This window comes from Kitasatospora sp. NBC_00240 (genome assembly GCF_026342405.1).
GTDB lineage: Bacteria > Actinomycetota > Actinomycetes > Streptomycetales > Streptomycetaceae > Kitasatospora.
The window spans coordinates 8,811,169-8,822,789 of record NZ_JAPEMU010000001.1; the positions used below are offsets into that span (position 1 = coordinate 8,811,169).

The window sequence follows — 11,621 nt, forward strand, 5'->3', positions numbered from 1 at the left end:
CAGCGGCCGCCCCCCCGGCGCCGGTCGCCCGGGCACAGGCCGCACGGCTGCGGCCGTGTCCGGCACCGGCCGTACCGACCCGGGGCCGGGCCGCAGGACCCGTCCTACCCGTCCGTCATACCGGCTTGCCCGCGCGCGGGCCGGTGACGCGCCGTGAGCACTCGCCCTACCGGGTGAGTCGAGGCATGGAACCGGCCCCGGACCGGGAACGAGTCCCGCCAAACCGACGGAGGCCGCAATTGCAGACCGTACGCACCTCGGAGCGGATCACCGAAGCGGTGACCGCCTACCTGGAACCCGCCCTGCGCGAGGCCACGGCCGGGCTCAGCCAGCCGGTCAGGCGGATGGCCGAGTACCACTTCGGGTGGATCGACGCCGACGGGCAGCCCTCGGTGCCCGTCGGCTTCCGGCGCCGGCCCGCGCTGGTCGCCCTGCTCTGCGCGGGCAGCACCGGCGAGGCCTGGGACGCGGTGCGCAGCGCCGCCGTGGCGGGCACCCTGATGTCCGCGGCCGGCACCGTCCACGACGACATCGGTGACCAGGAGATGATCCGCAAGGGGCGGCCGACCCTGTGGACGGTCTTCGGCGTGCCCGCCGCCGTCCAGGTCGGGGTGGCGCTGCACTGCCTGGCCTTCGAGCTGCTGGCTGCGGACGCCACCCCGGCCTCCTGCGAGCTGGGCCGCCAGGCGGCCTTCGCGATCCGCGAGTGCTGCTCCGGGCAGATCCGGGACCTGGACTCCGAGGGCAGCTCGCGGGCCGACCTGCAGGGCGCGCTGGATCTGCTGGAGAGCACGATCGCGCTGCCCACGGCCGGTGTCGCGATGGTCGGCGCGGTGGTGCGCGGGGCGCCGGAGGCGGAGGTCGAGGCGGCGAAGCTGTTCGGCTACCACGCCGGTATGGCGATGGCGTTCTTCGACGACTGGGAGGGGGTCTGGAGCAGCTCGCGCGACCGACTGGAGGATCCGCTGGCCGACCTTCGCCGGCGCAAGACCCGGGCCTTCGTCGCGGTGGCCCTGCGGAGCGAGGGCCCGGCCCGCGACCGGCTCGCGGCCTTCTACGACGACACCGCGGACCCGTCCCTGGCGGAGCTGGAGCAGGTGGCCGCGCTGATCGAGGAGTGCGGTGGCCGCGCCTGGCTGGAGGAGCGGATCAGGGAGCACGTCCGGCTGGCCGCCCGCGCGCTGCCCGGCGCGGTGCCCGACCCGGTCGCCCGGGCCGAACTCGCGGCCTTCGTGCACATGATCACCGACGAGCTGCCGTAGCGGGTGGCCGGCCCGTGGCCCGGCCCGGTGGCCCGGGGCAGGCGTGGGCGGCGGTGTCCCGTCGCCCACGCGCCGGCCGGACTCAGTCGGAGCAGGTGGTCCTGCCGTCGACGGCGGCCTCGGCGAACAGCCGGTAGGCCTGGTCCTGGAGGTTCGCGTCGGCGAACCGGATCCGCAGCACCGTCCAGCCGGCGTCGGTCTCCCGGGTGAAGCAGGTTTCACCGGCCCGGGGGGAGGGCTGCGCGCCCCAGCCCAGTTTCGGCAGGGCCGCCAGGTAGAAGTCGGTGACCTGCGCGGGCGTGCCGGTGTACGGGTAGTCCTGCGACGCGTACAGCATGGCGTCGCCGGAGTCGTCCACGCACTCGGCGCCGGGTTCCGGAGCGCTGGTGGGCCGCGAACCGTCGGGGACGGTGCGGAAGGCGTCGATCTGCTGGAGGGCGGAGAGCCGGTGGCTCTGGCCGTCGCAGCCGTCGGAGAGGCCGCCGAGGAGGGCCAGGCCTCCGAGGGCGACGAGAACGAGGGCCGCCAGGACGGCCAGCGTCCGGACCAGCTGGGGCCTGCGGGTCTGCAAGGGGTGCTCCGGGTGCTGGGGTGCCAGGTGGGGTGATTGTCGCACCGGCCGGCCGCGGGATCCGCGGCCGGCCGGTGCTCCTGTCAGGTCCGCGGTTCACCCGCGCGGCGCGCGGGCGTCACGGACGCGGGGTCACCAGAGGATGCCCCGGTCGTACAGGTAGCGGCCCATGCTCCGCAGGCCGTACATCATCGACCAGAGGCCGCCGTACCAGAAGTAGTTGACGGCCATGTAGCGCCAGCCGTACCAGCTGCTGGCGAAGTTCCGGGCGATGTTGTTGTTGTGCTTGTCGACGGCGGTGTCGCACCGTCCGGACCTGGGGCAGGTCTCGCCGTACTCGTGGGCGTCACCGATGCGCTTCGCGCTGTAGTAGCCGAAGAAGAAGGTGAGCGCCGACTGCCACATGAAGTGCCGTACGGCGTTGTTCCTCGCCCCGCTGCCGGTCATTGCCAGGGCGATGCCGGAGATGGTCGTGGCGAGGGAGCAGCCCCAGATGCCGAGCCGACTGCAGGCCCTTGCCTCCTCGTAGTGGCGGCGCCAGTCGAAGCGGCCGTCGAGGTCGTAGCGGTTGAGCGGGTCCCCGTGGGTGTACTCGTAGGCGTTGGCGTTGCCGCCGGCCACCGGGTCGACGGACAGGAAGCGTCCGGTACCCGGGTTGTAGAGCCGCACGCCCATCAGGGTGAGGGCGGCCGGGGTCTCGGCCGAGCGCTGCTCGGCACCGATCCAGCCGTAGCGGGCGCTCGGCTGACCGGCCCGCGGGTTGCCGTACTCGTCGTAGTCGAGGACGGTCGGGGCGACGGCGGTGTCCAGCGGGAACTGGAGGGTGATGTCGCCGTGCAGGTTGGCGAGCTGGAGGACCGTGCCGCCGGTCTTGGCCGTGGTGGCGCCGAGGGCGCCGCCGGGGATGCCGACGTTGCGGGTGACCGCGCCGCCCGCGTCCTCGGTGATCCAGCGCGGGCTGTCGACGTCGCCGGCGTAGTGGTTGGTCCTGGCCCCGGTCTGGGTCCAGGTGCCGGCGTTGTTGGTCTCGGTGGTCCAGGCGCGGAAGCGCTGGGCCGCGTCGAGGGTCCAGGTCTGCCGTCCGGCGCCGGTGGTCTGCTGCTGCACGAGGTCGCTCGCGAAGTAGGAGACCGTGCTGCCCGGAAGGGCGGTGGTGCGACCGAACGCGTCGTAGACGTAGCCCGCAGTCGTCAGGCGGTCGGCACTGTCGTAGGTGTTGGTCTGGACACTGGCCCCGGAGGTGGAGCAGGTCAGGCCGCGGGCCGCGGTGGCGGTGGCCAGGGCGGTGCGGTTGGTGTTCTTGTCGAAGGTGTAGGAGCGGGTGGTGCAGACGGCGTCCACCGAGGTGTCCTGCACCTCGGTCAGGCGGCCCGCCCGGTCGTAGGTGTAGGACTGCGCCGCGGTGACGCCCGGCGTCCCGATGTGGGTGGCCTGCTGGCCGTGGACGGTCTCGGTGATGCCGTCCGACACCAGGACGAGGCCGTCGCTGTCACGGGTGTAGGTGCGGTTGACGGCCGCGCCCGACGGGTCCTGACGGGTGGTCATGGTGTAACCGCCGGGAAGGCCCTGGGACACGATGGTGCCGTCGGCGTCGTAGCGGGGGGTGAAGGTGCCGGCGACGGAGTCCGTCATCGAGGTCACCGTTCCGCGGGGCTCCACCGCGGTGTCGTAGGTGTAGGTGGTGGTGGACGGGACGCTGTCGACGACCTTGGTCGCCCGGTTCAGGGCGTCGTACTCGGTGGTCGTGACACCGCCGTTGGCGTCGGTGTAGGTGATCAGGCGCCCGAGCGCGTCGTACGCCTTGGTGATGGTGCCTCCGGAGGCGGAGGTCTGGCCGGTCACCGCGCCGGTCGTCGGGTCGTAGCTGACGGTGACGGCGGGAACCGTGGCTCCGACGCCCCCCGAGACGGTGGTGGTGACGGGCCGGCCGGCCGCGTCCGCGGTGACGGTGGTGGTGCGGGTGACCCCGCCCGTGCTCTCGTCGGTCTGGGTGACCTGGCCGAACAGGCCGTACTGCACGGTCTTGGTGGTGAGCTGGGCGGGGTTGGAGCCGCCGCCGGTGATGTCACCGGCGGGAGCGGTGCGGCAGACCAGGTCGGCCCACTCGGGGCGGCCGGCGCAGGGGCCGGTACCGCCGGCGGTGTAGTAGGTGATCCGGGTGCTGCCGGCGTCCGAACCGTTCGAGGCGGGCAGGCTGGTGGACGCCACCCGGCCCTGGCTGTCGTAGCCGGTGGTGGAGGTCAGGGCGAGGCCGCCGGCGTCCTTGACCGTCCGGGTGCTCAGGCCGAGCGCCCAGTCGTAGCCGTTGGTGTCGGTACGGGTCTCGGCGAAGGTGTCGGGCCAGGCCCGGAGCCAGCCGCCGGTCGTGGTGCTGGTGACCTGGTCCTTGATCTTGGCGGTGCCGTCGGTGGGACGGCCCTCGTCGTAGGCCTTCACCGTGCGGGTCCGGGCCACGGCCTGCGTGTCGGCCTTGGCCAGGACGGTCGCTCCGGACATCGCGTCGGCGCCGAGGGTGATGCGGTGCAGGGGGCCGAAGGACTCGGTCTCCCGCTGGCCGTCGGCGGTGTAGAGGGTGCTGGAGGAGAGCAGCCGGGCCCGGTCGCCGGACGGCAGCGAGTTGATGCCCAGGTCGGCGAGCCGTGCCTGGTCGCCGGCGCCGGCACCGATCGCGAGCTCACGGTTGGCCGCGGTCAGGCTGCGGACCTGGTTGCCCCACTTGTCGTACTCGAGGGTGGTGATCCGGTGTCCCGGCGCCGCCGAGTTCACCTGGCTGCCCGAGGCGTTGAGGTAGGTGACGACCGCGCGGCCGTACGCGCCCTGGGTCAGGTTCGCGCCGTTGTCGGACGCGGGGACCTGGTCGGGCGGGAAGACGGCGGTGGCGTCCGTCGGCAGGTCGGTCTGGCCCCAGGTGGCCCCGGCGGTGGCCGAGAGGTCCTCGGGCGCCTTGGCGCCCGAGAGCGGGACGCCGTAGACGAAGCTCGTGGTGGCGGTGCCGTTCACGGTGTTCGTCGTACCGGGGGCGAGGGTGTTGGTCCACGTCCTGGTGAGCATGCCTTCGCCGGCGGCCGGGCTGCTCGGGACGTTCCCGTAGGCCATGTGGTGGCCGCCGGCGGCGCCGGGGGGCACGACCGCGGACAGCGCGCCCTCGGCCGCGGTGCCGACGACATAGTCGTACTGGGTGGTGGACGAGGTGCCCAGTCGCGGGTCCCACTCCTGGCGCAGCGCGCCGGTGCTGTCGTAGCGGTAGGCCGCCACGTCGGTCGCGGTCGCGTTCGCGGCGCCGGGGGCGGTGGCCCACAGCTTGACCGCGCTGACCTGGCCGGTGAAGTCACCGAACTCCGAGCTGCCTCCGGTGCCGGTGGCCGTCGTGCTGCCGGCGTAGACGAACTGCAGCGCGCGGCAGCCCTTGACGCTCAGGTCGAGAGCGCAGGCGGCGGCGGTGACGGCGGAGGTCGGGGCGACGACCAGCCTCGGCCGGACCAGCGCCTTGCCGTTCATCGTCACGCTCTCGGACAGCACCTTCAGGGTGGTGTCCGAGAGGCCTTCCAGCAGACTGGAGTTGACGGTCCAGGTGGTGGCGGCCTGGTCGGCCTTGCCGAAGGTCAGGACGGCGCCCTCGGTGTCGGTGAGGGTGAAGTCCCCGGCCGAGAAGGCGCCCGTCAGGGTCAGGTTCTCGCTGCCGGTCTCGGGGGTCCAGCCGTTGCCGGTCGCCTTCGCGGTGAACGCGACGGTCGAGCCGTCGGCGGCCACCAGGTCCAGCGCGTTCGCGGACGACTGGCGGATCTCGGTGAACCCGGAGGTCATCGAGGCGGCACTGACGCCGGACAGCCAGCCCGGGCCGAAGATCGGCGCCTGGCCCTGCTGGTTGCGTGCCGCGTACGGGTTGCGTGAGGAGTGGCTGCGGGCGACGGTCATCCCGAAGAAGGACGCGTCGGTCGCGCTGGTGGTGAGGTCACCGGTGAGCAGGTTGACCGTGCCGGGCCCGGCCTGCGTCGTGGCGGCGCCGTCGGCCTTGCGGTCGACGGTCACCTGGACCGACTCGGACGTCAACGCGGCGCTGTTCGGGCCGGTGAAGTCCGCCCGCACCTGCACGGTGCCGTCCGGGTTGACGGTGGAGGTGGCGTTCCAGGCGAGCGCCGGGCTCCTGCCCGCGGTCAGTGCCACCGGCCAGGCCGTCAGCGCGGTGCCCCCGATGGTCACGTCACCGACGGGGACGGGCACCCAGGCGTCGGCGTCCGAACGCCGCCAGGAGAACGTCACGTTGTCGTACTTGCTGCCGTCGGCCTCGGCGGCCAGCGGCACCCGGGCCGCGGTGCGGGTCCCGTCGTTCGGCGCGGTCACGCCGGCGCCGGCCTGGAAGGTGTAGGAGAGGGTCTCCGACCTGTTGTCCGCCCGGTCGGTGGTCCGCACCTGGAGGACGTTGGTGCCGGCCTTCACCGGGCTCGCGGTGATGCTCACCGGCGTGGTGGTCCCACCGGTGGCGACCTTGGTCCAGGTGGCGCCGTCCACGGACCACTCGAGGGCGCTCTGGTCGCCGGTGGGCGGGGTCAGGGTGAAGACGCCGGGCTGACCGGCGCCCTTGACCCACTGACCGGCCGGGTAGTCGGTCGAGGTGACCGAGACCGGCGCCGAGGGGGCCGAGGTGTCGACGGTGAAGAAGGCCCACGCCGACCAGCCGGTGTTGTAGTGCAGGCCGTCGTACGGAGAGGTACGGAACTTGTACGTCTTGCCGTTGGCGAGGACGCCGGCCGGCACGGTCACCGTGGCGGGCTCGCCGGACGGGACGTACGGCGAGACCAGGACGTTGCCGACCTGGGTGTCGGTCGCGGCGTCGAAGATCTGGAAGGTTCCGTCGACCTTGTCGTTGTTCGGGTCGACGAAGGTGTCCCGCAGCGTCGGCGTGGTCGAGTCGACCCACCAGATGCCGGCGGTGTCCTTGTAGAAGGGGGAGCCGGCCTGCTGGTCGGTGCCCGTGCGCGGCCGGTAGTTGTAGTTCACCGTCAGCTTGGGCACGTTGCTCGCCGCGTTGGCGGAGTTCACCTCCTTCCAGTACTTGGTGCTGGTCTCGTCCGGGGCCCGCAGGCCCATGCCGGAGGTGGTCTTCTTGGCCGACGTCCAGGTCTGCACCAGGTTGGTGACGTCCGCGTTGATCCACCCGTCGCCGCCGCAGGCGTCCCGGCCCTTGGTCTCGGTGGAGGTGGCCTTCTTGGTGTTCCAGGTCGGCTGGGCGGTCCACCGCGAGGCGGTGGAGGCCAGGCCGGTGTCCCAGACCTCCCAGGTGTACGGCAGGCAGTCGCTGTTGCCGGAGTGGAAGTTGAACAGCGACAGGTTCGCGCTGGTGATCAGCGCGTCGGCGATCGGGCCGGTGTTCCAGTTGATGAAGGAGCGGGCCTGCCGGGACGAGCCGTCGGCGTTCTTGGTGCCCGAGTTGCCCCAGTAGATCTCGGTGTCGGCCGACCAGTCGACCGTCTCGCCCTGCTGCACCCGGGTGTCGAAGACGTTGCCCAGAGCGGTGGTGGACGGGTCCACGGTGAGCGGGTAGCGCGTCCTGGGGTCGGCCATGAACGCGGCGTCGGGGGTGAACACCAGGTCGATGTTCGCGCCGTGCTGGACGACCTTCAGGTCCACCTTGGCCTGGTGGGGGTGCTCGCTCGAACCCTCCGCGGCGCTTGCGTCCCACATCACCGGCGCCGGCAGCACCGCCCGCACCTCACCCGACCTGGCATCGGTGAACTGCACTCCGCCGTCGGCCTGCGGCTGCGCCAGCAGGCCCTTGGCCTTCAGCGGCATGGTGTACGTGAAGCCGGCCGCGGCCGGGCGCTGCTTGAGCGTCACGTACTGCTCGAAGCCGGTGCGCGTCGCCTCGACGACCAGGTCGGCCGCGCCGTCGGCGACGGCGTCCTGGTAGGTGGCCCTGGTGCCGTCCAGGACGGGCTTGGGCAGGCCGCCCTTCCACTGCAGCTCGACCTGCTGCTCGCCCTGACCGAGCGTCACCAGCGTGCGGTCCTCGCCCTTGCCGGACTGTGCCTCGGCGAGCGACTTCGAGCGGGTGCCGCCCGCGCCGGCCAGCTTAAGGCCCTGGGGGTGCGCCTTGGGCGCCACCGAACCGTCCGCGCCGGCCTGCAGGGTGAGGTCGACGTCGACCCAGGTGCCGTCCTTGCGGTACCGCACCGGGCCCGCGAACAGGTCGGACGTCAGCGAACCGTCCTTGTTCACCCAGGTGGTGGAGGTTTCCGTCCGCTCGGACAGTGCCTCGACCCGCTGGCCCGACAGCCGGGCGGCGACGCGTGCCGACGGGATGTCGGCGGCGGACGCCGGTGCCGGCTTCGCGGTGTCCCCGGTCGGCGCGGCGGCGAACGCGGCCTCCGACCCGGCGAGCAGCGAGACGGCGACGGCCAGCGCCACCGACCCGCTCAGTATCCGGAACGCGGCGGGCGACCTGCGCCCGCCTCTTCCGGCTATGTACCCACTCATCATCACTCCTTGACTTGCCGTCATGCTGGCGGCAGTACGGCGGAGTGTAAGGCTTGGGTAAAGTGTTGGTGATCATGCCAAATCGCACGAAGTGGCCAAAAGCGGCCGCTCGGTCGGTCAATCGTTATCGATCTTCATCTTCCCCGCACATGAACCGCGGCGTCCGAGAAAGCTGTGACCTGGGGATATGGACGTCCTGGCCATTGACTGCCGCGCCATCGAGGCGGTATGTCGACAACCGTCGGCGGATTCGGGAAGGTGCGGGCGTCGCTCGGCGCGCGGCCCGGGCGAGGAAGGCGTCGACGGACAGGTCGTCAGGGCCTGGCTCTCCGGGGAGAGAAGTGAGGGTTCTGTGGAAGATGTGAATTAATTTCTTGAGTGAGCGTCAGGCGTGGCCCGAGGGAGGGGCCGGGCGAGGGCCCGCGCCCCCGTCCGCTGGAAACGCCAGGGTGCGTCCGGCGGCGTCCGGCTCGTGCTCGCCCGGCTAGCGCTCGTCCGGCTCGTCCGGCTCGTGCCCGCCCGGCTCGTCCGGTCCGGCGAGACTGCCCGGGGGACGCCACTGGGCGGGGGTGCGGCGCAGTGACAGGGCGGCGATGTCGTCGCGCCGGGCGCCGGCGGTGAACCGGTCGATGTCGGTCCGCAGGGCGGTGAGCAGCTCCGCCGGGGGCAGCGGGGCCAGGCGGGGGAGCCGGCGGTCGAGCGGGTAGAAGCGGCCCTGGGGGTCACGGGCCTCCGTCACGCCGTCGGTGTACAGCAGCAGGGTGGTCCGTGGCGGGAGGTCGAACCAGCCGACGGTGCGCGGGCTGTCGGCGAGGGAGGCCAGGCCGAGGGGTACGGCGGTCTCCGCGATCGGGACGGACCGGCTGCCGTCCTCGTCGATCAGGTACGGCTGCAGGTGGCCGCAGTTGACCACCTGGACACCGGCCGCACCGTCGATGCTCAGGGCGAGCGCGGTGACGAACCGTGACGGTTCCTCGTTCTCCTCGGCGAAGGCGTTGTGGCGGACCACCGCGTCCTCCAGGGCGTCGACCACGGCGGTGAGGGTGGGTTCCCGGAAGGCCGCCTCGCGGAACGCCCCGAGGACGGCGAAGCCGGCGCCGATCGCGGCCAGGCCCTTGCCCTGGACGTCGCCGATCAGGACCCTGGTGCCGTAGGGCGAGCTGACGATCTCGTAGATGTCCCCGCCGACCAGCCGGTCCTCCTCGACCGGGGAGTACAGGCCGTCCACCATGACCTGCCGGGTGACCACCGGCAGCGGGCGCAGAATCTGCCGCTGCAGGGTGACCAGGGTGGACCGCAGCCGGTCCAGTTCGCGCTGCCGGGACGTCCGCCAGAAGCAGGCCGCGACGGCCAGGGCCTGGAAGGCCAGGGCGGCGATGGTCGCGGCGACGACGTCGCCGCGGTGCGCGGGGTGCTCGTAGACGAACGAGGCCCAGAGGCCGACCATCGCCCAGGCCGAGGCGATGACCGTCTGGCGGACGCTGCCCAGCCCCGCGACCAGCGCCGGCAGCACGATCAGCAGGGGTGAGAGCCGGCCCGCGGTGCTGGTGGTCACGGCGAGCAGTACGACCAACAGGGTGACCGTGATCAGGCCCGGCCAGAACACCCGGGCGTTCAGCGCGGAGGCGTCGGCCCCGGCCTCCCGGGGGGTCGGTGCAGCGGTCATCTGTCCTCTCCTGGCCCCGCCTCGGCCCTCGGCGAGCGACGGCCGTGGTCCTGGACTGCGAGTTCCTCTGCATCCATTGCCTCGCGCCGCGCCCGTCGCCGCCACCGGACCGGCCGGCGGGGGATTCGCCCGCGGGACCGGTCGGGAGCTGGGGTGCGGCCCGCTTCCGTACGCACCGGCCCGCTGCCCCGCCCCGCCCTGCCGGCCCGTGCGCGCGAATCCCCGGATCACGGCGGTCGCGCGGAGTAGCGTTGCGGCGGGCACGGGACGGACCTGCCGAGGTCCGCGCCCAGGTCGGCGCGTGTTCGGACCTCGAGGCACCCGGACGCGCACCTGGACGCGCGCCCGGGCCGGGCACCGCTGTTCCCGGGGCGTGTCGAGCGGCCGGTGCGGGGCGGTCGGTGCGGGGCGGTCGCCGTCGAGGCCCCGGCCGCACGGCGCCCGTGCCGTCACCCGACCACCCGACCACCCGACCACCCGAGCACCTACCGGACGACCAGGGGAGAACGCGATGGACAGGACGATGCGGGCGGTGGTGCTGGACGCGCCGGGCCCGGTGGAGCAGCTGCGGCTGACCCGGCTGCCCCTCCCGGAGCCGCCGTCCGGCTGGGTCCGGATCAAGGTCGAGGCGTTCGGGCTGAACCGCTCCGAGCTGCACACCCGGCTCGGCCTGGCCCAGGGAGTGACCTTCCCCCGGGTGCCCGGCATCGAGGCGACCGGGACGGTGGACGCCGACCCGGACGGCGTGCTGCGGCCCGGGCAGCAGGTCGCGACCCTGATGGGCGGCATGGGCCGGACCTTCGACGGCGGCTACGCCGAGTACACGACGGTGCCCCGCTCGCAGGTCGTGCCGTTCCGCTCCGAGCTGCCCTGGGAGGTCCTGGGCGCCGTCCCGGAGACCCTGCAGACCGCGTACGGGTCGCTGACCGTCGGGCTGGACCTGCGACCCGGGCAGTCCCTGCTGATCCGCGGCGGCACCTCGGCGCTCGGCCTGGTGGCCGCCACCCTGGCCAGGGACCTGGGCGCCACGGTGCTGGCCACCACCCGCAGCGCCGGGCGGGTGCAGGCGCTGGCCGACCACGGCGTCGACCACCCGGTGGTGGACGACGGTGACGTCGCCGCCCGGGTCCGGGCGATCGTGCCCGGCGGGGTGGACGCGGCGCTGGAGCTGGTCGGCACCCCGACCCTGCCGGACACCCTGGCGGCGACCCGCGTCCACGGCACGGTCTGCTTCACCGGCATGCTCTCCAACCGGTGGACGGTCCCGGACTTCTACCCCATCGACTACCTGCCGCGGGGCGTCCGGCTGACCGCCTACTCCGGCGGGGCCGCCGACCTGCCCGCCCGGGTGCTGCAGCGCCACCTCGACCGGATCGCGGCCGGCGAGCTCACCCCGGGGCCCACCCACGTCTACCCGCTGGACGCGATCCGGGCCGCGCACGAGGACCTGGAACACGGCCGGCGGATCGGAAAGCTGGTCGTCCGTACCGGCTGACCGCGGGCCCGGCGGGCATCCCGGCAGCTCGGCGGGGGCGGCCGGGCCCCGCGCCCGGACGGGCGACCGTACTGACGGACCGTCAAAATCGTATACATAGTGTGGAACCGGTGAAAGCCGCCCGCTCCTTTCGTTCAGCTGTCCCGTGTCCGG

Annotated in this window: 5 protein-coding genes; 2 read left to right on the forward strand and 3 right to left on the reverse strand. The window is 73.0% G+C overall.

Annotation, left to right across the window (positions count from 1 at the left end):
- Positions 1 to 239: 239 nt before the first annotated feature.
- Entirely contained in the window at positions 240 to 1,262 is a 1,023-nt protein-coding gene (locus tag OG689_RS37495) for a polyprenyl synthetase family protein (RefSeq protein ID WP_266325926.1), read from the forward strand.
- An 82-nt stretch (positions 1,263 to 1,344) separates the two neighbouring features.
- On the opposite strand, the gene OG689_RS37500 is transcribed toward OG689_RS37495, so the two are convergent.
- The 3 genes from OG689_RS37500 to OG689_RS37510 all read right to left on the reverse strand — a co-directional run bounded on the left by OG689_RS37500 (position 1,345) and on the right by OG689_RS37510 (position 9,973).
- On the reverse strand, positions 1,345 to 1,833 hold the full coding sequence (locus tag OG689_RS37500; RefSeq protein ID WP_266325928.1) for a hypothetical protein: 489 nt from the start codon (positions 1,831 to 1,833) through the stop codon (positions 1,345 to 1,347).
- 132 nt (positions 1,834 to 1,965) lie between these two features.
- Positions 1,966 to 8,307 carry a DNRLRE domain-containing protein gene (locus tag OG689_RS37505; RefSeq protein ID WP_266325930.1) on the reverse strand — a complete coding sequence of 2,114 codons (6,342 nt, stop codon included), beginning with the start codon at positions 8,305 to 8,307 and terminating at the stop codon, positions 1,966 to 1,968.
- Positions 8,308 to 8,791: 484 nt separating this feature from the next.
- On the reverse strand, positions 8,792 to 9,973 hold the full coding sequence (locus OG689_RS37510; protein ID WP_266325932.1) for a PP2C family protein-serine/threonine phosphatase: 1,182 nt from the start codon (positions 9,971 to 9,973) through the stop codon (positions 8,792 to 8,794).
- Positions 9,974 to 10,484: 511 nt separating this feature from the next.
- On the opposite strand from OG689_RS37510, the gene OG689_RS37515 reads away from it, so the two are divergent.
- A complete protein-coding gene (locus tag OG689_RS37515; protein WP_266325934.1) occupies positions 10,485 to 11,468 on the forward strand; it encodes a zinc-binding dehydrogenase in 984 nt (327 codons plus the stop codon).
- Positions 11,469 to 11,621: the final 153 nt, after the last annotated feature.

Bases quoted from the DNA above. Each gene is read 5' to 3' on its own strand.
- OG689_RS37505 (WP_266325930.1), bottom strand. From the start codon at position 8,307: ATGAGTGGGTACATAGCCGGAAGAGGCGGGCGCAGGTCGCCCGCCGCG.
- OG689_RS37510 (WP_266325932.1), bottom strand. From the start codon at position 9,973: ATGACCGCTGCACCGACCCCCCGGGAGGCCGGGGCCGACGCCTCCGCG.
- OG689_RS37515 (WP_266325934.1), top strand. From the start codon at position 10,485: ATGGACAGGACGATGCGGGCGGTGGTGCTGGACGCGCCGGGCCCGGTG.